The organism is Pseudomonas sp. ATCC PTA-122608, assembly GCF_001952855.1.
Taxonomy (GTDB): domain Bacteria; phylum Pseudomonadota; class Gammaproteobacteria; order Pseudomonadales; family Pseudomonadaceae; genus Aquipseudomonas.
This window is the reverse complement of the sequence record NZ_LPNO01000001.1, coordinates 22899-43965: the sequence shown is the minus strand read 5'-3', so window position 1 is coordinate 43965 and position 21067 is coordinate 22899. Positions and strand designations below refer to the sequence as shown.

At 61.4% G+C, this 21067-nt stretch carries 19 protein-coding genes; 7 read left to right on the top strand and 12 right to left on the bottom strand.

From position 1 onward, the window contains the following. Positions 1 to 19: 19 nt before the first annotated feature. Complete coding sequence (locus tag AU074_RS00230; RefSeq protein WP_076013020.1) at positions 20 to 1144, top strand: TIGR03364 family FAD-dependent oxidoreductase; 1125 nt, start codon at positions 20 to 22, stop codon at positions 1142 to 1144. Next, complete coding sequence (locus AU074_RS00225) at positions 1144 to 1698, top strand: phosphonate degradation HD-domain oxygenase (RefSeq protein WP_076013019.1); 555 nt, start codon at positions 1144 to 1146, stop codon at positions 1696 to 1698. Before AU074_RS00230 ends, AU074_RS00225 begins: the two co-directional genes overlap by 1 nt. Here the strand turns inward: AU074_RS00225 and AU074_RS00220 are convergent. Further along, positions 1695 to 3068 carry a DUF3482 domain-containing protein gene (locus tag AU074_RS00220; protein WP_076013018.1) on the bottom strand — a complete coding sequence of 458 codons (1374 nt, stop codon included), beginning with the start codon at positions 3066 to 3068 and terminating at the stop codon, positions 1695 to 1697. The two genes, AU074_RS00225 and AU074_RS00220, sit on opposite strands and share 4 nt — an antisense overlap. After that, on the bottom strand, positions 3061 to 4440 hold the full coding sequence (locus tag AU074_RS00215) for a DUF2868 domain-containing protein (RefSeq protein ID WP_076013017.1): 1380 nt from the start codon (positions 4438 to 4440) through the stop codon (positions 3061 to 3063). The genes AU074_RS00220 and AU074_RS00215 overlap by 8 nt, the downstream gene beginning before the upstream one ends. 90 nt (positions 4441 to 4530) lie before the next feature. Between AU074_RS00215 and AU074_RS00210 the strand changes: the two genes are divergently transcribed. Beyond that, positions 4531 to 5043: a dihydrofolate reductase gene (locus AU074_RS00210; RefSeq protein WP_008438965.1), complete on the top strand. Its 513-nt coding sequence runs from the start codon at positions 4531 to 4533 to the stop codon at positions 5041 to 5043. Between the two features lie 166 nt (positions 5044 to 5209). Here the strand turns inward: AU074_RS00210 and AU074_RS00205 are convergent, their stop codons facing one another. Next, positions 5210 to 6601, bottom strand: coding sequence for an L-cystine transporter (locus AU074_RS00205; RefSeq protein WP_076013016.1), 1392 nt, complete (start codon positions 6599 to 6601; stop codon positions 5210 to 5212). Between the two features lie 241 nt (positions 6602 to 6842). On the opposite strand from AU074_RS00205, the gene AU074_RS00200 reads away from it, so the two are divergent. Then, positions 6843 to 7901: a phosphorylcholine phosphatase gene (locus tag AU074_RS00200; protein WP_076013015.1), complete on the top strand. Its 1059-nt coding sequence runs from the start codon at positions 6843 to 6845 to the stop codon at positions 7899 to 7901. Between the two features lie 102 nt (positions 7902 to 8003). On the opposite strand, the gene ilvD is transcribed toward AU074_RS00200, so the two are convergent. The 4 genes from ilvD to AU074_RS00180 form a co-directional block, all read right to left on the bottom strand. Beyond that, on the bottom strand, positions 8004 to 9845 hold the full coding sequence (ilvD, locus tag AU074_RS00195; protein ID WP_076013014.1) for a dihydroxy-acid dehydratase: 1842 nt from the start codon (positions 9843 to 9845) through the stop codon (positions 8004 to 8006). Between the two features lie 306 nt (positions 9846 to 10151). Beyond that, the gene (locus tag AU074_RS00190; protein ID WP_076013013.1) at positions 10152 to 10610 is read right to left on the bottom strand and encodes a transposase; all 459 of its coding nucleotides are present in this window, start codon (positions 10608 to 10610) and stop codon (positions 10152 to 10154) included. Positions 10611 to 10817: 207 nt separating this feature from the next. Then, positions 10818 to 12014 (bottom strand): MFS transporter, encoded by a 1197-nt coding sequence (locus AU074_RS00185; protein ID WP_076013012.1) that lies wholly within the window; start codon positions 12012 to 12014, stop codon positions 10818 to 10820. Positions 12015 to 12245: 231 nt separating this feature from the next. Further along, positions 12246 to 13442: a class I SAM-dependent rRNA methyltransferase gene (locus AU074_RS00180; RefSeq protein WP_003213799.1), complete on the bottom strand. Its 1197-nt coding sequence runs from the start codon at positions 13440 to 13442 to the stop codon at positions 12246 to 12248. Between the two features lie 298 nt (positions 13443 to 13740). Between AU074_RS00180 and AU074_RS00175 the strand changes: the two genes are divergently transcribed. Both AU074_RS00175 and mutM read left to right on the top strand, forming a co-directional pair. Then, positions 13741 to 14553 (top strand): HDOD domain-containing protein, encoded by an 813-nt coding sequence (locus AU074_RS00175; RefSeq protein WP_173860309.1) that lies wholly within the window; start codon positions 13741 to 13743, stop codon positions 14551 to 14553. Between the two features lie 21 nt (positions 14554 to 14574). After that, positions 14575 to 15387, top strand: a complete 813-nt coding sequence (gene mutM / locus AU074_RS00170) for a bifunctional DNA-formamidopyrimidine glycosylase/DNA-(apurinic or apyrimidinic site) lyase (protein WP_076013010.1) — start codon at positions 14575 to 14577, stop codon at positions 15385 to 15387. 133 nt (positions 15388 to 15520) lie between these two features. Here mutM and AU074_RS00165 read toward each other — a convergent pair whose 3' ends face one another. The 5 genes from AU074_RS00165 to AU074_RS00145 form a co-directional block, all read right to left on the bottom strand. Next, positions 15521 to 15772: a YfhL family 4Fe-4S dicluster ferredoxin gene (locus AU074_RS00165; RefSeq protein ID WP_003213796.1), complete on the bottom strand. Its 252-nt coding sequence runs from the start codon at positions 15770 to 15772 to the stop codon at positions 15521 to 15523. A gap of 245 nt (positions 15773 to 16017) precedes the next feature. Then, positions 16018 to 16497, bottom strand: a complete 480-nt coding sequence (gene coaD / locus AU074_RS00160; RefSeq protein WP_049711086.1) for a pantetheine-phosphate adenylyltransferase — start codon at positions 16495 to 16497, stop codon at positions 16018 to 16020. Positions 16498 to 16611: 114 nt separating this feature from the next. Continuing rightward, positions 16612 to 18207 (bottom strand): GMC family oxidoreductase, encoded by a 1596-nt coding sequence (locus tag AU074_RS00155; RefSeq protein WP_076013009.1) that lies wholly within the window; start codon positions 18205 to 18207, stop codon positions 16612 to 16614. Between the two features lie 33 nt (positions 18208 to 18240). Continuing rightward, complete coding sequence (locus AU074_RS00150; protein WP_076013008.1) at positions 18241 to 18786, bottom strand: twin-arginine translocation pathway signal protein; 546 nt, start codon at positions 18784 to 18786, stop codon at positions 18241 to 18243. A 28-nt stretch (positions 18787 to 18814) separates the two neighbouring features. After that, the gene (locus tag AU074_RS00145) at positions 18815 to 20242 is read right to left on the bottom strand and encodes a coniferyl aldehyde dehydrogenase (protein WP_076013007.1); all 1428 of its coding nucleotides are present in this window, start codon (positions 20240 to 20242) and stop codon (positions 18815 to 18817) included. Positions 20243 to 20389: 147 nt separating this feature from the next. Here AU074_RS00145 and AU074_RS00140 point away from each other — a divergent pair, with 147 nt between their 5' ends. Next, entirely contained in the window at positions 20390 to 21061 is a 672-nt protein-coding gene (locus AU074_RS00140) for a TetR/AcrR family transcriptional regulator (RefSeq protein WP_003213791.1), read from the top strand. Positions 21062 to 21067 lie beyond the last annotated feature (6 nt).

The window sequence follows — 21067 nt, the reverse complement described above, 5'->3', positions numbered from 1 at the left end:
GAATTCAGGACATCACTTCATGACACAACTGCTGATCATCGGCGCCGGCATCCTCGGCCTTTCCCACGCCTATGCGGCCGCCAAACGCGGCCTCAAGGTCAAGGTCTTCGAGCGCAGCGCCACTCCATTGGGCGCTTCCGTGCGCAACTTCGGCCAGGCACTGGTCACCGGCCAGCCGCCCGGGCCGATGCTCGACCTGGCGCGGGACAGCCGCGAAATCTGGGGCCAGTGGGCACAGCTCGCCGGTATCCAGCTCAAACGCAACGGCTCCTATCTGTTCGCCCGCACCGAAGCCGAAGAGCACTTGCTTGAAGCCTTCTGCGCCGGTCGCGCCCTGGAGCACGGTTATCGCGTCGAGTTGCTGCAAGGTGCCGCCCTGCACGACCTTTACGGCGGCCAGTTCAAGCATCACCGCGCCGCGCTTCACGGCCTGGACGATCAGCAACTGTATTCCCGCGAAGCCATCCCGGCGCTGATCAACTACCTGAGCCGCGAACTCAACGTGGAGTTTCACTTCTCCACCCTGGTCCGCGACATCGAGCCCGGGCAGGTGCACACCACCGCCGGTTCCTTTCGCGGCGAGCAGATCATTGTCTGCTCCGGCCACGACTACCAGACGCTGCTGGCCGAGCAGATCGCCGAACTCAACCCGCAAATCTGCCGCCTGCAAATGCTGCGCGCCCGGCCTGCGGTGGCGTTGAACCTGCAACACGCGCTGCTGACCGGTCTGAGCTGCGTCCACTACGGCGCCTTCGCTGATTTGCCGGAAGCCGCGCCGGTGCAGGCCGAAATTCTGCGGGATGTACCGCATCTGCACGAAAACGGCATTCATCTGCTGATCAGCCCAACGCCTTATGGCGAGCTGATCATCGGTGACTCCCACCATTACGGCAGCGACCCTTCACCGTTCAACACTGAGCAGGTGGACACCTGGATGATCGAGTTGGCCGAAGAGACGCTGGGCTGCAAGATCCAGGTGGTGGAACGCTGGCAGGGTGTCTATGGTTCCCGTGGCCCAGGGCCGTTTTCGTTCCTGCGGGCGGCACCCGGGGTGAGCGCGGCGTTGATGCACACCGGCGTGGGCATGAGCGTCGGGCCGGCGATGGCCGAGCGCAATATCACAGAGCTGTGGGGGAGTGCTTGATGAACACTGAACAGGCAATCGCCGAGGTCTTCGGCCTGTATGAACTACACGGCACCGCTGACTACATCGGCGAACCGGTCTCGCAGATCGAGCACATGTCCCAGGCTGCGCAGTTGGCCATGGCTGAGGGCTTCGATGATGAAGTGGTGCTGGCGGCGTTCTTCCACGATATCGGGCATATTTGCGGCCAAGGTGGCGAGAACATGGGCGGCTATGGCGTGGTCAGCCATGAACGGCTGGGCGCCGATTATCTGCGCCGCGCAGGCTTCAGCGAGCGGATGGCCAAGCTGGTGGAATACCACGTGCAAGCCAAGCGTTACCTGACCTTCAGCCAGCCGGATTATTACGCACGCTTGAGCGAAGCCAGCCGCCGTACCTTGGGTTACCAGGGCGGCGTGATGACTGCCGAGGAAGCACGGGCGTTCGAGCAGGATCCGCTGTGCGCCGTCAGCCTGCGCATGCGCCACTGGGATGAACAGGCCAAGGAAATGCACGTGCCGGTGCTGGACCTTGAAGTGCTGAAGTCCAAGGCCCGGCAACTGTTGGCGGCTTAGGTCTCGTCCAGGCGCTGGGCCAGGGCTTCGATCTGTTCCTGGCGCTCGGCCTGGCTCAACTTGGGGTGCGGGTTAAGGGACGACCATTGCGGGTGGGCACGGGCCTTGTTCAGGGCTTCCGGCAGCTTGCCTTCGCGCCAGGTCTTGTCCTGGGGTGTGTCGACCTTGATGCTGTGGATCGCCGCGTGACCCCGCAGGTTAAGGGCCTTGAGCAGTTGCCGCTGGCGCAGGGCCAACAGGCGCAGCACGCTGTCGTCGACGGTCAGCTCGCGCTGGCCCTTGATCTTGCCCAGCAGGCGGCTGCCATAACTGCGAGCCGTTTGCAGGGCGCCACCGGCGATGGCCCCGGCGAGCGCAGCGGCGCCGAGGGTCAGGCCGCCTACGAGTAGATCCACACCCGCACCGGCGGCCGCGCCGGCTGCGATACCGCCACCGACCCGCACGCCCAGTTGCTTGAGGGTTTCGGGGTTGAACAGGTCATCGCCCCAACGCCCGTCCAGCAGCGGTAAATCGCTGGCGGCGGCGTCTTGCGGGCGGAAGCCGAACAACTTGAGCAAGGCCTCCACGCAACGCTGTTCGCGCTGGCGCACGGCTTTGCGCAGTTCGCTGATGGCTTGCTGTTCTACCTCGGCTTCGCTGACCACGCTGCGGCGGCAGGCGGCGCAGTCGACCAGCAGTTCGGCGATCAGCCGTGCAGCACTTTGCTGGCGAGCCTGGCGCTGGGCTTCCTGATCGAGGATCAGCCGCTCCAGTTGCCCACGGGAATTTTCCAGCAGCAGGGCGAGGCTTTCATAGAGGCGGCGCTCGCCGTCTTCCGGTGGCGCGACGCTGTCGAAACGCACCAGTGCGTGCAGGCCGAGGCGGGCGAGGGCTTCACGCCAGTCCGGCTCGCGGTGGTCGGCGCTGCTGACAAAGTTGAGCACTGGCAGCAGCGGCTTGCCACAGCTGGCCAGCACTTGCAGCTCATCGCGGTACTTGGCCAGCACCGGCTCCCGGGCGTCTATCACATACAGCCCGGCGTCGGAGGCGAGCAGTTGGCGCAGCACCTTGGCTTCCTGTTCGAAGCGTTGCCGGGCCTCGCTGCCTTCCAGAAAACGCGCCAGCCGTGCCGGGCCGTCGAGGCGTTCGCCGGGGCGGTCCAGGCGCTCGAGGTAATCGAGCAGGGCGATGGCATCTTCCAGTCCGGGCGTGTCGTACAGCTCCAGCAAGGCTTCGCCGTCTACCGACAGCCGAGCACCTTCCACATGCCGGGTGGTGCTGGGCCGATGGGAGACTTCTCCGAAGCCGACGTCTCGCGTGAGGGTGCGCAGCAACGAGGTCTTGCCGACGTTGGTGTGGCCGACCACGGCGAGTTTCAGGGGCTTAGTCATGACCGGTCTCCAGCCAAGTGAGCGGCGCGCAATCAGCGAACGGGATCTGCAACTGCTGCAATGCTGTATGCCAATCACCCAAACGTTCCGCGTCCAGCGCCTGGCCCGCCGGCGCTTGCAGCAGCCAGACGCGGGTGGCGGTGGCGCTGCGGGCCAGTTCGGCAATCAGCGCGAGGCTGCCACGATCCGGCGAGCGCCGTGGGTCGCAGGCGATGGCCAGGCGTGCGGGCGGGAAGCGGGTGAGTTGCTCCAGCAGCTTGTTGCGGGATTCACGGCTGTCGAGGATGCCGGCGTCCTTGACGCTGGCCGGGAGCTTCGGCGGCCAAGTGCGTTGGTCATCGAGTTCAATGGCCACCAGCAGGGCGCCGTCGCTTTCCAGTTCGCTGACGCCGCCGGTCACGTTGTGCAACTGTTCGGGCGCTGCATCGTTGACCCCAAGCCGTTCGCTGCTGGGCATCAGCCGCTCACGCAGTTGGCTGTAGCCGGGCAGGTTAAGGTCGAGGCTCAAGGCGGCGCGCCCGCGTTTCCAGCGCCACAGGCACAGCAACGCGAGGATCAGCCGCGGCAGGATGCCGTACACCAGCAGCACGCCAACCAGCCATGCAGCCCAGGACTGGCGGGCGCTTTCGATATTCAGGGCGGCATCGCCGCTGGCGCGGATCATCTCGACGGTGGGCACATTGAAGCCGAGCAAGGCGGGCAGGGCGCCGAGGGTTTGGGTCACGGCGACAAAGGTATCGGCCCGCAGGATGGTGGTCTCCCACACAAAGCCATAGCGCCGGGTGGCCAAGAGCGTCAGCAGGATCAGCAGGGCGCTGAGCAGGGCCAGCAGCCACAAGCTGTTGACCAGCACACCAACGGCCCAGCGATTGAGTTTGCGCCGTTGCAGCAACAGCAGCAGGGCGGGCGCCAGTTGCGCGGCCTTGGCGTCGCGGGCGAGTTTTTCGCTGAGCCATAACCACAGGCGGCCGAGGCTCGCGCCGTGTTCACCGGCAAACAACAGGCCCAGGGCCCAGCTCAACAGCAGGATCAGGTTCAAACCCAGCAGGCTGCCCAGGGCCCAGAACACATTGACCGGCGCCAGCCCGTTGCCCAGCGCGGCAAAGGCCAGGCCGGCACCGCTGACGATAGCAACCACCGCCAGCAGGATCAGCGCCAGGCGCGCGCCCTGCAGCCAGCGGGTCAGGGCGGCGGTCAGGCCATCGCGTTCAGCCAGCCACAGCGCGCGGTTTTGAATGCGCGTCGGCAAGTCACCGCCGCTGCTGCGGGCCAGGCGATTGGCTTCCTGGTCTTCCAGGGCGCCGGCGTGTTCCTCGCGCAGGCGCACGGTTTCGGTCAGCCAGAGTGTTTGCAGGGGATTCAGAGCTGTCACGCGTCATCCTGTTGAGCCAGTGAGCTTGGAGCATAACCGCTGGAACGGCGGTTGGGGKATGCCGCGCGCGCCTCTGGTATTCTCGTCGCCATGAAAAAAACTCTCCCTTTAAGCCTGATCGCAGCCCTCGGTGAAAACCGTGTGATCGGCGTCGACAACAGCATGCCCTGGCATTTGCCGGGGGATTTCAAATATTTCAAGGCCACCACCTTGGGCAAGCCGATCATCATGGGGCGCAAGACCTGGGATTCCCTGGGTCGACCGTTGCCGGGCCGGTTGAACATTGTGGTCAGCCGTCAGACCGACTTGGCGCTGGAAGGTGCGGAAGTTTTTCCGTCCCTGGACGCAGCAGTAGAGCGGGCTGAGGAATGGGCCAAGGCGCAGGGCGTGGATGAGCTGATGCTGATCGGCGGCGCGCAGTTGTATGCCCAGGGGCTGGAGCAGGCGGATCGCCTGTATTTGACGCGGGTGGCGTTGAGCCCGGACGGCGATGCGTGGTTTCCCGAGTTTGATTTGAACCAGTGGAAGCTGGTGTCGAATGTCGAGAATGCGGCTGAGGGTGATAAGCCGGCGTACAACTTTGAGGTTTGGGAAAAAGCCTAAAATTCATGTGGCGAGGGAGCTTGCTGTGGCGAGGGAGCTTGCTCCCGCTGGGCTGCGAAGCGGCCCTGAAAGCTGATCCCTCAATCTCTCAGAAAACTCGGTCGCCTGCTTTGGGGCTGCTGCGCAGCCCAGCGGGAGCAAGCTCCCTCGCCACAAAGTTCAGCCGTTAAGCCTGCGCCAACTCCGCATGCTCATCCGCATTCAACAACTCTTTATCCGTCTGCTGCATGATTTGGCTGGTAATCGCCCCGGCCGTCATCGAACCGTTCACGTTCAACGCCGTACGGCCCATGTCGATCAGCGGCTCAACCGAAATCAGCAACGCCACCAGTGACACCGGCAAGCCCATCGCCGGCAGCACGATCAGCGCGGCAAACGTCGCACCGCCGCCCACGCCCGCCACACCGGCGGAACTCAAGGTCACAATCGCCACCAGTGTTGCGATCCACAGCGGGTCCAGCGGGTTGATGCCCACGGTCGGCGCAACCATCACCGCCAGCATCGCCGGGTAAAGACCCGCGCAACCGTTCTGGCCAATTGTTGCGCCAAACGAGGCGGCAAAGCCGGCGATGGACTGCGGAATTCCCAGGCGACGGGTCTGCGCTTCAATGCTCAGCGGGATGCTGGCGGCGCTGGAGCGGCTGGTGAAGGCAAAGGTCAGCACTGGCCAGACCTTGCGGAAGAACCGCAGTGGGTTGACCCCGGCCAGGGACAGCAGCAGGCCGTGCACCACAAACATCAGGCCCAGGGCCAGGTACGACACCACCACAAAACTGCCGAGCTTGATGATGTCTTGCAGGTTGGAGCTGGCGACCACTTTGGTCATCAGCGCCAATACGCCGTACGGGGTCAGTTTCATCACCAGGCGCACCAGGCGCATCACCCAGGCTTGCAGGGTGTCGATGGCGTTGAGGACTTTCTGGCCTTTTTCCACGTCATCCTTGAGCAGTTGCAGCGCGGCAACCCCGAGGAATGCAGCGAAGATCACCACACTGATAATCGACGTCGGCTTGGCCCGGGCCAGGTCGGCGAACGGGTTCTGCGGGATGAACGACAGCAGCAGTTGCGGGATGTTCAGGTCGGCAACCTTGCCAGCGTAATCACTCTGGATTACTTGCAGGCGCGCCATTTCCTGGGTGCCGGCCACCAGGCCTTCGGCGGTAAGGCCGAACAGGTTGGTCAGGCCGATACCGATCAGCGCCGCAATGGCCGTGGTGAACAGCAGCGTACCGATGGTCAGGAAGCTGATCTTGCCCAGGGATGAGGCGTTATGCAGACGGGCCACGGCGCTGAGGATCGAGGCGAACACCAGCGGGATCACGATCATCTGCAGCAACTGCACGTAACCGTTGCCGACTAGGTCGAACCAGCCGATCGAGGCCTTGAGCACCGGGTTGCCGGCACCGTAGATCGCGTGCAGCACCACACCGAAGATCACGCCGAGTACCAACGCGAACAAGACCTTCTTGGCGAGGCTCCAGTTGGTTCGACGGGTTTGTGCCAGGCCCAGCAACAGGGCCACGAACACCAGTAAGTTGAGAATCAGGGGCAGATTCATTGAAGCTCCGTTGAGAAGGCAGCCAATCGCGTGAGCCTGCGATTGCGAACCGGAAATGCTAACAGCTTGAAATATAATGATTTAATACCTTTATGGAATGGTCACTGTCGTTTTTGGAATAAGCAAATGGCGCCCAGGCGTACGCGGGTGGCGCGATCACGACGAAAGCGGTCGCGCTCGGGCGATAACTGTCACACGGATTTGTTAGCGTCGATGTCTTTCACTCAGGGAGAAAACGCACATGAAGCTAGCGCCGAAACTGTTTGCCGCCGCGCTGTGCCTGGGCCTTGCGAGCCAGGCCTTTGCCGCCACCGAGTTGAAACATTGGCCTGCGGCTGCCGCGAAGCAACTGGACACGATGATTGCCGCCAATGCCAACAAGGGCAACTTTGCGGTATTCGACATGGACAACACCAGTTACCGCTACGACCTTGAAGAGTCGTTGCTGCCGTACCTGGAAAACAAGGGCCTGATCACCCGCGACACCATGGACCCTTCCCTGAAGCTGATCCCGTTCAAAGACACCGCCGACCACAAGGAAAGCCTGTTCAGTTACTACTACCGCCTCTGTGAAGTCGACGACATGGTCTGCTACCCATGGGTCGCGCAGATTTTCTCCGGCTTCACCCTCAAGGAACTCAAGGGCTACGTCGACGAGATGATGGCGTCGGGCAAGCCGGTGCCGGTCACCTATTACGAAGGTGACGTGGTCAAGAAGATGGAAGTGCAGCCGCCGAAGGTCTTCACCGGCCAGGCTGAGCTGTTCAACAAGCTGATGGAAAACGGCATTGAGGTCTACGTGATGACCGCCGCGTCCGAGGAACTGGTGCGCATGGTCGCGGCCGATCCGAAGTACGGCTACAACGTTAAACCCGAGAATGTCATCGGCGTGACCACCTTGCTCAAGGACCGCAAGACCGGCGAGCTGACCACCGCGCGCAAGCAGATTGCTGCAGGCAAGTATGACGAGAAGGCCAACCTCGGCCTGGAACTGACCCCGTACCTGTGGACCCCAGCCACCTGGATGGCTGGCAAGCACGCGGCGATCCTGACCTATATCGACGAGTGGAAAAAACCGGTGATCGTCGGTGGCGACACGCCAACCAGTGACGGCTACATGCTGTTTCATGACGTGGACGTGGCCAAGGGCGGCATCCACCTGTGGATCAACCGTAAAGACAAATACATGACCCAGCTCAACGGCATGATGGCCAAGCACGCGGCGGCCCAGGCCAAGGAAGGGTTGCCGGTGACAGCGGACAAGAACTGGGTGATCGTCAAGCCGGACGAAATTCAGTAAGTACGGATGTACTCGCTCCCACAGTTGATCTCCTTTGTTTGAGGAATTATCTCCAGGCAAAAAAATGCCCCGCACCTGGCGGGGCATTTTTATGGGCGAATCTTACAGACCGTCAAGCATCGCCTTGTTACGCACAGCACCTTTGTCGGCACTGGTGGCCAGCAGGGCGTAAGCCTTCAGCGCGGTGGTGACTTTGCGCGGACGCTTCTCCACCGGCTTCCAGCCTTTCTTGTCCTGCTCGACCCGGCGCGCGGCCAGTTCTTCGTCGCTGATCAGCAGGTTGATCGAACGGTTCGGAATGTCGATCAGCACCTTGTCGCCATCTTGCACCAGACCAATCGCGCCGCCGGCAGCGGCTTCCGGCGAAGCGTGGCCGATGGACAGGCCCGAAGTGCCGCCCGAGAAGCGGCCGTCGGTGAGCAAGGCGCAGGCTTTGCCCAGGCCTTTGGATTTCAGGTACGACGTCGGGTAGAGCATCTCTTGCATGCCCGGGCCGCCTTTCGGGCCTTCGTAACGGATGATGACGATGTCGCCTTCCTTCACTTCGTCAGCGAGGATGCCGCGTACCGAGCTGTCCTGGCTTTCGTAGATCTTGGCGCGGCCTTCGAACACGTGGATCGATTCGTCGACACCGGCGGTTTTCACTACGCAGCCATCCAGCGCGATGTTGCCGTACAGCACGGCCAGGCCGCCTTCTTGGGAGTAGGCGTGCTCAACACTGCGGATGCAGCCGTTTTCACGGTCGTCGTCGAGGGTTTCCCAACGGGTCGACTGGCTGAACGCGGTCTGCGTCGGGATGCCGGCCGGGCCTGCCTTGAAGAAGTGATGCACGGCTTCGTCGGTGGTCTGGGTGATGTCCCACTTGGCGATGCCTTCGGCCAATGATTTGCTGTGCACGGTCGGCAGGTCGGTGTGCAGCAAGCCGCCACGAGCCAGGGAACCGAGGATCGAGAAGATCCCGCCGGCGCGGTGCACGTCTTCCATGTGGTACTTCTGGATGTTTGGCGCGACTTTGCACAGTTGCGGCACGTGGCGGGACAGGCGATCGATGTCCTTCAGGTCGAAGTCGATCTCGGCTTCCTGAGCGGCGGCCAGCAAGTGCAGGATGGTGTTGGTGGAACCGCCCATGGCGATGTCCAGGGTCATGGCGTTTTCGAACGCCTTGAAGTTGGCGATGTTGCGCGGCAACACCGACTCATCGTTCTCGGTGTAGTAGCGCTTGCACAGCTCGACGATGGTGCGGCCGGCCTGCAGGAACAGTTGCTCGCGGTCGCTGTGGGTGGCCAGTGTCGAGCCGTTGCCTGGCAAGGCGAGCCCTAAGGCTTCCACCAGGCAGTTCATCGAGTTGGCGGTGAACATGCCGGAGCACGAACCGCAGGTAGGGCAGGCGCTGCGCTCGTATTCCGCAACCTTCTCGTCAGAAGCGCTGGAATCGGCGGCGATGACCATGGCGTCTACCAGGTCGAGGCCGTGGGAGGCGAGTTTGGTCTTCCCGGCTTCCATCGGGCCGCCGGAAACGAAGATCACCGGGATGTTCAGGCGCAGGGAGGCCATCAGCATGCCGGGGGTGATCTTGTCGCAGTTGGAGATGCACACAATGGCGTCGGCGCAGTGGGCGTTGACCATGTATTCCACGGAGTCGGCGATGATCTCGCGGCTCGGCAGGGAATACAGCATGCCGTCATGGCCCATGGCGATGCCGTCATCCACGGCGATGGTGTTGAATTCTTTTGCCACGCCGCCGGCGCGTTCGATCTCGCGGGCGACCAGTTGGCCCAGGTCCTTGAGGTGGACGTGGCCGGGTACGAACTGGGTGAACGAGTTGGCAATCGCGATGATCGGCTTCTTGAAGTCGTCATCTTTCATCCCCGTGGCGCGCCACAGTGCGCGCGCGCCGGCCATGTTGCGGCCGTGGGTGGATGTTTTCGAACGGTAATCTGGCATGGAACACTCCGGGCGGCTAATCAGGTGCTAAAGGGGAAGTGAGCTTCTATCGACGTCTGGAACACTCAGAAAATGGCCGTGTGTCCGGAAGTTGCCACTCGCGTCGCGGGATCGCCGCGTGCTTGGGCCTCGAGCTCATAAACCCGCCGGGGGATGACTGGCGATGAATAGGTCCGATTCTACACCGTCTACCTGTAGGAGCGAGCTTGCTCGCGAAAAACGTCAACGATAACGCAGCGCTATCAGGTGGCCCGTGTCGCCTGTTGGTTTTTCGCGAGCAAGCTCGCTCCTACAGGGTTGCGTATTTTAAAGCCACATGGCGTCCCAGAGTGGATAGTCGCCGATACGCTCAACCAGCCCTGCTCTTAATGGATTGGCGACGATATATCGGGCTGTTGCTTTCAGGTCATCTTCCCGGCGCAACGCGCGATCAAAGTAGCCCTTTTGCCAAAGTGTCCCGTGGCAACTGCGCGCTTTGTTAATGGCGTGGGCACTTCGCGATTTGGTGATTCGCATCAGTCTCGGCAAATCGCCGTTGTGCAATTCCACCAGCCAATGGAAATGGTCCGGCATTACCACCCAGGCCAGGGAAGTCGCTTCGCCGTCGTCTTGAGCCTTTCTGAATTCGCGAACAAGCAGGCGGCCGATACGCCAGTCCTGGAAGATTAGCTGTCGCTGATGCGTTACAGCGGTGAGCAGGTAAATGCGGCCGGGTTCTGAATAGCGGCCTGTACGCAGACGATGTGCGTTGTGGTGGGTGGACATTCCTTCGTCCTCTTCGTGTGGGTAGAAGAGAGACGGTAGGAGGCAGCGGTGTCTATTGGCGTTTAAACACTGGTTCCGAATATGTCATGCCTTTCTGTAGGAGCGAGCTTGCTCGCGAAGAACGTCAACGATAACGCAGCGCTATCGGGTAGCCCGTGTCGCCTATACGTTTTTCGCGAGCAAGCTCGCTCCTACAGTGGGAGGGCGTTAGTGTCCGACTCTAATGTTCGTCACCACGCCCCAAACGCTGAACACGATGAAGCTGATAGCGATGGTCATCAGCAAGTTGGCTCCGGCTTGGGCAAGCGCGGCGCTGCTGACGGCGGCGGTGATGAACATGATGCTGTTGCCGGCCGAGGCGGCGGTGCCGGCGCTACTGGAGAACAGCAGCATGGCCGCGGAAATCGCGGCGGGGCGAACCAGGGTCACGGCCAGGGCGCTGATCAGCATCGGGATCAGCAGGGTGACGGTGGTCATGGCCTCATAGTGAATGACCAACGCCAGCAACACGCCGGCGATCGCCAGCAGGCCCAGCCCGAGGTTGATTTGCCGCGTGAGGGAGATATGTTTCTGCAGAGCGGTCGCTGCAACGCCGCCCAGCAGATAGGCAGCGCCATACACCATCAGCACCACCGCGTACTGGTATTCGGACAGCTTCAACTCATCCATGAAAATCAACGGCGTCACGCTGATCAAGGCGAAGTAACACGCGAATACCAGCGCGGCGATCCACCAATAGCGGATGAAGTCCCTGTTCCCAGCGATGGATTTCAGCGTGCCGATGATTGAAACAGGGGCTCTTTCAGGGCTGGCCGCCTTGGACGGCAATATCAGCCAGGCATGGATAAACATGCCCAGCGCCATCACCGCAAATCCATAAAAGCTGCCCTGCCAATCAAATGTGGTTTGCAGCCAGGAGCCGAGCAGCGGCGACAGCGCGACAAACGATCCGCTCAGGGTCATGTAGTAGATGCGGATGCGGGCGCGATCCTGCTCTTCAAACAGGTCCTCCACCAGCGCATGGCCCTGTACGAAAAAACCACAGCCGATGGCCTGGACGGCGCGAAACAGCAGGAAGCTCGGGTAATTGGCCGCCAGTGCGCAGCCGATCGAGCCAAGGGTGGAAACCACAATGCAGCCCAGCAAGACTTCCTTGCGCCCGAACTTGTCTGAAAGCGGGCCGGCGATCAGCTGGGAAATCGCAAATACCAGGGTGAACAGGCTGATAGACAGCGCGACTTCAGAAGTTGAAGTGTCGAACTTCGCGGCCAGGGCTGGAAAGGAGGGCAGCAGGATATTGATCGGGAAGAAGCTGATCAGGGAGATGCAGGTGATGAGGATGAAGCGTGAGAGTTGTCGGCGTTTTACGTCGCCATGGGGTGGCGAATAAGAGGACTCAGACATTGTTTTTATTTTCCGGAGTAAAACCAGAAACCGATACTAGTCTGCGAAACGGGGAATTCAATCAAAAGTGTTGTGGGAGGCCAGCCCATGATGATGTTTGTTGCCGCTGTAGGAGCGAGCTTGCTCGCGAAGAACGTCAACGATAACGCAGCGCTATCAGGTAGCCCGTGTTGTCTATTCGTCTTTCGCGAGCAAGCTCGCTCCTACAGTTGATCCGGTTCCAATTGGGCGTTAGCTATTCGGCAACAACCGGCAAGTAATGCTCTTGATATACCGGGTCTCGGCAATTGCCGGGTGCACCGGGTGATCCGGGCCCTGGCCGCCGCGTTCCAGCATCTGAATATTGCGGTCCAGGTGACGGGCGCTGGTCAGCAGGATGTTTTGCAGGTCGTCTTCCGGCAAATGCATCGAGCACGAAGCGCTGACCAGGATGCCGTCCTTGCTGAGCAGGCGCATGGCTTGCTCGTTCAGGCGGCGGTAGGCGCCTTCGCCGTTTTTCATGTCTTTCTTGCGCTTGATGAAGGCAGGCGGGTCGGCAACGATCACGTCGAAACGCTCTTCGCTGGCTTTCAGCTCTTTGAGGGCTTCGAACACGTCGCCTTCGATGCAGGTCATCTTCTCGGCAACGCCGTTCAGTGCCGCGTTGCGCTCCACGCCGTCGAGGGCGAAGGCGGAAGCGTCGACGCAGAACACTTCGCTGGCGCCGAAGGCTGCGGCTTGCACGCCCCAGCCGCCGATGTAGCTGTACAGGTCGAGTACGCGCTTGCCTTTGGCATACGGGGCCAGGCGGGCGCGGTTCATGCGGTGGTCGTAGAACCAGCCGGTCTTCTGACCCTGGATCACTGGCGCTTCGAACTTCACGCCGTTTTCTTCCAGGGCAACCCACTCCGGCACCAGGCCGAATACGGTTTCGACGTAGCGGTTGAGGCCTTCGGCATCACGCGCGGCGGAGTCGTTCTTGAACAGGATGCCGCTTGGCTTGAGCACTTGGGTCAGTGCGGCGATCACGTCTTCCTTGTGGGCTTCCATGGTCGCCGAAGCGATCTGCACCACCAGGATGTCACCGAAACGGTCAACCACCAGGCCAGGCAACAGGTCGGAATCGCCATACACCAGGCGGTAGAACGGCTTGTCGAACAATCGATCGCGCAGGGACAGGGCCACGTTGATGCGGTGCACCAGCAGCGACTTGTCCAGCGGCAGCTTGATGTCGCGGGACAGCAGGCGGGCGCAGATCAAGTTGTTCGGGCTCATGGCCACGATGCCGAGGGTCTTGCCACCGGCTGCTTCCAGGATCGCCTGGTCGCCTGCCTGGAAGCCGTGAAGAGGTGTGGCGGCCACATCGATTTCGTTGCTGTAGACCCACAGGTGGCCGTTGCGCAAACGACGATCGGCGTTGGCTTTGAGACGCAGGCTTGGCAGGGACATGACGTCGCTCCGGAAAAAAGAGCGGGAGTATACCGTGTTGTTTAGTACTTGGCGGCGCCGCCGGACATGTGGGAGCGGGCTTGCTCGCGAAAGCGGAGGATCAGTAAACACATTCGGCGGCTGACACACCGCTTTCGCGAGCAAGCCCGCTCCCACATTTGATCCGGTTCAGTTCGGGTTTTTGAGGTGTCAGCCGAGTCTTTATAAAGGTTAGAATCGCCGCCTAGTCCAGAGTGTGCCCCCTATGTCCCAAGAGCTATCCGCCGAACAGATCCAACAGAGCCTCCAAGGCATCAGCGTGCCGCCTCAACCGCAAATCATGGTGGATTTGCAGATGGAGCAGTACATGCCCGATCCGGACCTGGAAGTGATCGCCCGGCTGATCGCCCAAGACCCGGGCCTCTCCGGCTCGCTGCTGAAGATCGTCAACTCGCCGTATTACGGGCTGAGCAACAAGATCGTCTCGATCCAGCGCGCGGTGAACCTGCTGGGCAGCCGCTCCATCATCAACCTGATCAACGCGCAGTCGATCAAGGGCGAGATGAGCGACGACACCATCGTCACCCTCAATCGTTTCTGGGATACCGCCCAGGACGTGGCCATGACCTGCCTGGCCCTGGCCAAGCGCACCGGCAGTCAGGCGGTCGATGAAGCCTACGCATTGGGGCTGTTCCACGATTGCGGCGTGCCGTTGATGCTCAAGCGTTTCCCGAACTACATGAGCGTGCTGGAAGAGGCCTACGCCAACGCCGGCCCGGAATGCCGTGTGGTCGACACCGAGAACCAGGCGTTCAACACCAACCATGCCGTGGTGGGTTACTACACCGCCAAATCCTGGCGCCTGCCGGAACATGTGACCGATGCCATCGCCAATCACCACAATGCCCTGGCGATTTTCAGCGACGAGTCCAACCACAAGCCGCAGCTGAAAAACCTGCTGGCGATCCTGAAAATGGCCGAGCACATTTGCGCGTCCTACCGCGTGCTGGGCAACCAGGTGGATGACCATGAGTGGAACGCCATCGGCCCGCTGGTGCTGGACCATATCGGCCTGTCGGACTACGACTTCGAGAGTTTGAAGTTGTCGATCCGCGAGCTGGGCGCGCACTAACTCTTTCTCCATGAGGTAAACATGCCCGAGTTACCGGAAGTCGAAACCACCCGGCGCGGAATTGCGCCGCATCTGGAAGGCCAGCGGGTCAGCCGTGTGGTGGTGCGTGAGCGGCGCCTGCGCTGGCCGATCCCGGAAGACCTGGATGTACGGCTGTCCGGGCAACGGATCGTGCTGGTGGAACGGCGGGCCAAGTACCTGTTGATCAATGCCGAAGTCGGCACCTTGATCAGCCATCTGGGCATGTCGGGCAACCTGCGCTTGGTGGAGGCCGGCAGCCCGGCGGCCAAGCATGAGCATGTGGATATCGAGCTGGAGTCGGGCTTGGCCCTGCGCTACACCGACCCGCGACGCTTTGGCGCGATGCTCTGGAGCCTCGACCCGCTGAACCACGAACTGCTGATTCGCCTGGGGCCGGAGCCGTTGACCGACCTGTTTGACGGCGAGCGGCTATTCCAGCTGTCCCGTGGACGCTCGATGGCGGTGAAACCGTTCATCATGGACAACGCGGTGGTGGTGGGCGTGGGCAATATCTATGCGACAGAAGCGCTGTTTGCCGCCGGGATTGATCCGCGCCGGGAAGCCAAGGGCATTTCCCGTGGGCGTTACCTGAAGCTGGCGATCGAGATCAAACGCATCCTGGCGGCGGCCATCGAGCGCGGCGGCACCACGCTGCGGGACTTTATCGGCGGCGACGGGCAGCCGGGGTATTTCCAGCAGGAATTGTTCGTCTATGGCCGTGGTGGCGAGGCGTGCAAGGTCTGTGGGACCGAATTGCGCAGTGTGACGCTGGGGCAGCGGGCAAGTGTGTTCTGCCCGAAGTGTCAGAGCTGAGAATTTGTGGTGCTGCTGATGGCCTCTTCGCGAGCAAGCCCGCTCCCACATTCGTTCGAGTTCCACCTTTGGAATGCAGTCGAATGTGGGAGCGGGCTTGCTCGCGAAGGGGCCTAACGAATCGCCAAGGGACTTAGGCCTTGCCGGTAATCAACCGGTACTTCTCCATCAGTTGCTCTTCCGTCTCCGGATGAGCCTCGTCCAGCGGAATGCAATCCACCGGGCAGACCTGCTGGCACTGGGGTTCGTCGTAGTGGCCGACACACTGGGTGCACAGGTTGGGGTCGATCACGTAGATCTCTTCACCCTGTGAAATGGCAGCGTTCGGGCACTCGGGTTCGCAGACGTCGCAGTTGATGCAATCGTCGGTGATGATCAGGGACATGGAAACTCCTGCCAGGGCTGTCAGCCAAGGCATCTGAAAACTAATGCGCGCAATTGTGCCGCATTGGCGCCCCTGTGGCGAGGGGGCTTGTACCCCGTTGGGGCGCGAAGCGGCCCCGAATCAGGCGATTGGGTTTTACCTGAAACTACGCGGCGTCTTTATTGGGGGCTGCTTCGCAGCCCAACGGGGGACAAGCCCCCTCGCCACAGACAAGCCCCTCGCCACAATAAGCCCAAAGACCAGAATTACTTCTTGAAGCGCAACGTCAGCGCATCCGCCACAGCTGGGTGCACAAACTTGGTGATATCCCCGCCCAACGCCGCGATTTCTCGGACCAACGTCGAGGAAATGAACGAATAACGCTCCGACGGCGTAAGGAACAGGCTTTCCACGTCCGGCGCCAGTTGGCGGTTCATGTTGGCCAGCTGGAATTCGTATTCGAAGTCCGACACCGCGCGCAGGCCGCGCAGGAACACATTCGCGTTCTGCTCCTTGGCAAAGTGCGCCAGCAGGGTGGCAAAGCCGACCACTTCAACGTTGGGCAGATGCTTGGTGACCTCACGGGCCAGCTCCACGCGCTGTTCCAGGGGAAACAGCGGGTTTTTCTTGGGGCTGGCGGCGACCGCGATAATCACATGGTCGAACAAGCGCGAGGCGCGTTCGACCAGATCGCCATGGCCCTTGGTGATTGGGTCGAAGGTACCTGGGTACAACACTCGGTTCATCGCGTCGTCCTGGCGGAGTCCGTTGGGGAACCGGATGGTATCGCAGCCATCCCGGTCGGCCAAGTCAACTTATTCAGAAGAAAGCACTATAGACACCGCGAATACCCGGTTTTTTCAGGCCGTTTTCAGACGTTCGGCCAACGCTGTCGCCAGTTGCGCGGTCAATCCATACACCGATAGCTGCGGGTTAGCTCCAATGCTGGTAGGGAATAGCGAGCCATCGTGGATCGACAAGTTGCTCAGTTGGTGATGGCGCCCAAGGCTGTCGGCCACGGCATTTTTCGGTTCTTCACCCATGGCGCAACCGCCCATCACATGCGCGCTGCCGAGCCGTGTGCGATGCAATTCAAGGTTCAAGCCGTCAATCATGCTGCGGGCTTCGGCCAATGTGTTCACGTAGCGTGCATCCCCGTGCAGCGGCATCACCGACTTGGCACCGCCGGCGAACTGAATCTCCGCCATGCTGTGGAAGGCCCGGCGCAGGCCGTCCCAGGCGTAGGGCGAGACCTGATAATCGAGCACCGGGGTGCCATCGCCGCGTAGTTCGACTGTGCCGCCCGGGCTGTCGGGGTGGAAACCATCGCGTAACAGGGCAAGCATCGCGTGAGTGTTCGGCAGTTGGCCCATATCCAGGGCGTTCTGGGTGCCATAGCCGCCGAGCAAGGTGCTGGCCAGGCCGGGATGCAGTGGCGGCACTTCGAGCTTGTAGGACATTTTGCCGGTGGTGCCGTCCTGCCATTGGAAGTGATCGGAGTAAATCGACTGCGGCGCACCGTAGAACGGGTTGATCACCTCGTCGAACAGTCCGGCAGAAAAATTCACCAGATGCAGAAAGGTCCGTTTGCCCAGGCGCGAATGGGGGTCGGGCGCGTCAGAGCGCATCAGCAGCGCCGGGCTGTTGATGCCGCCGCCGGCCAATACGTAGTGCTTGGCTTTGACCGTGATTTTGCGGCCTGTGGGGGCCACGCAATACTGATCCATGGCCACGCATTCGAGGCTGGTGATGGTGTCGCCGCTGAACTTCAGGCGTTCGGCGCGGGCCAGGTACAGCAGTTCGCCGCCTTTCTCCAGGGTCGACGGAATGGTCGTCACCAGCATCGATTGCTTGGCATTGACCGGGCAGCCCATGCCGCAATACCCCAGGTTGAAACAGCCGCGCACGTTGCGCGGGATCACGTGCCAGCTGTATCCGAGCTTTTCGCAGCCTTTGCGGATCACGTCATTGTTGGCGTTCGGCGGCATCGCCCAGGGCGCGATGCCCAGGCGCTGCTCCATTTTTTCGAACCAGGGCGCCATCTCGGCGCTGCTGTGGCCCTTGACCGCGTACTCGCTAGCCCAGTGGGCGAGGGTCGGGTCCGGGGTGCGGAAACTGGAGGTCCAGTTGATCAGCGTGGTGCCGCCGACGGCGCGGCCTTGCAGGATGGTGATGGCGCCGTCCTTGCTCATGCGCCCGATGCCTTCCTGGTACAGGCTGGCGTAGGCCTCGTCCTCCAGCAGCTTGAAGTCGTTGCTGGTTTTCAGCGGGCCTTCTTCGATCAACAACACCTTGTAGCCGGCGGCGCTGAGGATTTCGGCGGTGGTGCCGCCGCCGGCACCGCTGCCGATGATTGCGACGTCAGCCTCCAGGGTCAGGTCCTGGTCGAGGGCGGCGCCATTGTGGGTTTTCCAGCCGCGGGCCATGCCATCGCGGAACAGATCAGGTACGGGCATCAGGGTCTTCTCTTGTTTTTATCGGGATGCGAATCAGATTTTCGGTGGGCCGGGGTAGCCGCAATGCGCCCAGGACTCGGGGCGGAAATACCAGGCCATGATCACCAGCTTGAGCAACGAGCCCTGGCCCATGCGCAGCAGGTTCAGGTAGCTGTTTTCCCAGCGGTGCAGGAAGTTGCGGATCTGCTCGCTGCTGGCGTTTTCCCAACTGCCCCACACCCCGGTCAGCGGCCCACGGGTGACCGCCATGCCCAGTACGTCGAACAGTTGCTGGGTGAGCTTGAACATCTCCGGCGACAGGTGTTGCAGGCTGAAGTCGAGCTTTTTCAGGGTGTCGTCGATGCCGGCTACCACCACCTCGGCGCTGGCCACACCTTCGAGCAGCACCGGAATCACTGCCCGCAAAAACGGCAGGTCACTGCTGCGCAACATCGCAAAGCCGCTGGCCGGGGTGCTGCTGGAGCAGCCGCTGAGGCTGGCGCCAAGCCCGGCGGTGGCCAGGAAGGCGCTGGCGCACAGGCCGAGTTTCAAGACGCCGCGCCGTGACAGCGCGGGTGATTCAGTCAGGCTAGGGTTCATTCTTATTGTTATCCCGATGATGGGTTTGTTAGCGGACGAACAGCTTCTGGATCAACTTCTGAATGGATTTGCCGTAGGGCGGGTAAATCAGCTTGGCCGCGTTCAGGCGCTGCTTGATCAACACACCCTTGGCCTTGCTGAAGGTCAGGAAACCTTCATGGCCGTGGTAATGGCCCATGCCCGACGGGCCGATGCCGCCGAAGGGCATGTCGTCCTGGGCTACATGCAAGAGGGTGTCGTTCAGGCACACGCCGCCGGAATGGGTCTCGTGCAATACGCGATTCTGTTCGGCCTTGTTGTAGCCGAAGTAATACAGCGCCAGTGGGCGAGGGCGCTGATTGATGTAGGCGAAAGCCTGGTCGAGGCCGCGATACGGCACGACCGGAAGCACCGGGCCGAAGATTTCGTCCTGCATCACCGTCATTTCGTCGCTGACGTTCAGCAGAAGACTGTGGGCCATGCGCCGGTCCTGGCCCTGGTCGTACAGCGGGATCAGCGTGGCTCCCTTGTCGGTAGCGTCTTTCACGTAGCCGTTGAGCCGGGCCAATTGTCGTTCGTTGATGATCGCGGTGTAGTCCGGGTTGTCGGCCAGGGTCGGGTAAAACCCGCGAACCGCTTTGCTGTAGGCCTCGACGAAACCGTCCACACGGTCTTCCGGCACCAGCACGTAATCCGGCGCCACGCAGGTTTGCCCGGCATTCAGCGCCTTGCCGAAGGCGATGCGTTCGGCGGCGTCCTTGAGCGGTACGTCGGCGGAAACAATCGCCGGTGACTTTCCGCCCAGTTCCAGGGTGACCGGTGTCAGGTGCTCGGCCGCAGCGCGCATCACGTGTTTGCCGATGCTGGTGGCGCCGGTGAACAGCAGGTGATCGAAGCGCAACTTGGAAAACGCCATGCCGACTTCCGCTTCACCGAGCACTACACACACCAGGTCTTCGGGGAAGATCTTCGCCAGCAGCGCCTTGAGCAACTGGCCGGTGGCGGGGGTAGATTCGCTGAGCTTGAGCATCACCCGGTTGCCGGCCGCCAAGGCGCCCACCAAAGGGCCGATGGCCAGGTACAGCGGGTAGTTCCAGGGCACGATTACCCCGACCACGCCCAGCGGTTGATAGATGACTTTGGCCGACGCGGGCTGGAAGGCGATGCCTACAGCGCGACGGGAAGGTTTCATCCAGCCTTTGAGGTGTTTGCTCGCGTAGTGAATGCCATGCAGGCTGGGCATCAGTTCGGCGAACAGGGTTTCGTCGGCGCTGCGGTGGCTGAAGTCACGGCTGATGGCGTTGATCAGCGCCTGGCGCTCATCGCTCAGCAGCTCGCGCAAGGCCTTGAGCCATTGCTGGCGCTGGGCGGCGGGCGGCATCGGGTTGGCCGCGTAGGCTTGGCGCTGAGCGTCAAACAGGACCTGGAGCTGATCCAGTGCCTGGGAATCTTGCAGGTAGGCAACGTTGGCAGACATGGCGAAGTTCCCGATTGTTATTGGAATGCTTCAGTTTTTAGAGTCATTACTCTAAATTGTCAAATAACATTGCAAGTACATGCCGATTTATCCGGACAAGGATAGTCCGTAAGATGCCGTCATCACGGGTCTAGAAGTTGATTTCCCATGGCACCACGAGTCAAGACCAGCGAGCGCATTGTGCAAACCAGCCTGGAGCTGTTCAACCAGCAGGGCGAGCGCAGTGTCAGCACCAACCATATCGCCGCCCATATGGAAATTTCCCCGGGCAACCTGTACTACCACTTCCCCAACAAGCAGGCGATTATCGCCGTGCTGTTTCGCGAGTACGAAGCGTTGGTGGACAGTTTCCTGCGCCCGCCCCAGGGCCGCGCGGTGACCGTGGAAGACAAACGCTTCTACCTGCAGGCGGTGCTCGCCGGCATGTGGCGCTACCGTTTTTTGCACCGCGACCTCGAACACCTGCTGGAAAGCGACCCGGAACTGGCCACCGGCTACCGGCGGTTTTCCCAGCGCTGCCTGATCCAGGGTGCGGCCATCTATCAGGGTTTTGTCGATGCCGGCATCCTGAACATGGACCCGGTACAAACCGAAGCCCTGACCCTCAACGCCTGGATCATCCTCACCTCATGGGTGCGCTTCCTGTGCACCACCAATGAAAAATCCACGCACCTGAGCGCCGAGGCGATCAAGCGCGGTGTGTACCAGGTGCTGGTGCTGGAAGCCGGGTTTATCACCCCAAAAGCCAAGGACGCGGTGGATGCGCTGTTCAAAGAGTTTTACGTGCCGTTGAATCAGGCGCTGGAAGAAGTGAAGTAGGATGTT

What these genes read in the sequence shown, in the direction of transcription:
- AU074_RS00145 (WP_076013007.1), bottom strand. Translation starts at nt 20,242, where the DNA reads ATGTCTGCCAACGTTGCCTACCTGCAAGATTCCCAGGCACTGGATCAG.
- AU074_RS00205 (WP_076013016.1), bottom strand. Translation starts at nt 6,601, where the DNA reads ATGAATCTGCCCCTGATTCTCAACTTACTGGTGTTCGTGGCCCTGTTG.
- AU074_RS00155 (WP_076013009.1), bottom strand. Translation starts at nt 18,207, where the DNA reads ATGCCCGTACCTGATCTGTTCCGCGATGGCATGGCCCGCGGCTGGAAA.
- AU074_RS00210 (WP_008438965.1), top strand. Translation starts at nt 4,531, where the DNA reads ATGAAAAAAACTCTCCCTTTAAGCCTGATCGCAGCCCTCGGTGAAAAC.
- AU074_RS00165 (WP_003213796.1), bottom strand. Translation starts at nt 15,772, where the DNA reads ATGTCCCTGATCATCACCGACGATTGCATCAACTGCGACGTCTGCGAA.
- AU074_RS00180 (WP_003213799.1), bottom strand. Translation starts at nt 13,442, where the DNA reads ATGTCCCTGCCAAGCCTGCGTCTCAAAGCCAACGCCGATCGTCGTTTG.
- ilvD (WP_076013014.1), bottom strand. Translation starts at nt 9,845, where the DNA reads ATGCCAGATTACCGTTCGAAAACATCCACCCACGGCCGCAACATGGCC.
- coaD (WP_049711086.1), bottom strand. Translation starts at nt 16,497, where the DNA reads ATGAACCGAGTGTTGTACCCAGGTACCTTCGACCCAATCACCAAGGGC.
- AU074_RS00225 (WP_076013019.1), top strand. Translation starts at nt 1,144, where the DNA reads ATGAACACTGAACAGGCAATCGCCGAGGTCTTCGGCCTGTATGAACTA.
- AU074_RS00190 (WP_076013013.1), bottom strand. Translation starts at nt 10,610, where the DNA reads ATGTCCACCCACCACAACGCACATCGTCTGCGTACAGGCCGCTATTCA.
- AU074_RS00150 (WP_076013008.1), bottom strand. Translation starts at nt 18,786, where the DNA reads ATGAACCCTAGCCTGACTGAATCACCCGCGCTGTCACGGCGCGGCGTC.
- AU074_RS00140 (WP_003213791.1), top strand. Translation starts at nt 20,390, where the DNA reads ATGGCACCACGAGTCAAGACCAGCGAGCGCATTGTGCAAACCAGCCTG.
- AU074_RS00200 (WP_076013015.1), top strand. Translation starts at nt 6,843, where the DNA reads ATGAAGCTAGCGCCGAAACTGTTTGCCGCCGCGCTGTGCCTGGGCCTT.
- mutM (WP_076013010.1), top strand. Translation starts at nt 14,575, where the DNA reads ATGCCCGAGTTACCGGAAGTCGAAACCACCCGGCGCGGAATTGCGCCG.
- AU074_RS00220 (WP_076013018.1), bottom strand. Translation starts at nt 3,068, where the DNA reads ATGACTAAGCCCCTGAAACTCGCCGTGGTCGGCCACACCAACGTCGGC.
- AU074_RS00230 (WP_076013020.1), top strand. Translation starts at nt 20, where the DNA reads ATGACACAACTGCTGATCATCGGCGCCGGCATCCTCGGCCTTTCCCAC.
- AU074_RS00185 (WP_076013012.1), bottom strand. Translation starts at nt 12,014, where the DNA reads ATGTCTGAGTCCTCTTATTCGCCACCCCATGGCGACGTAAAACGCCGA.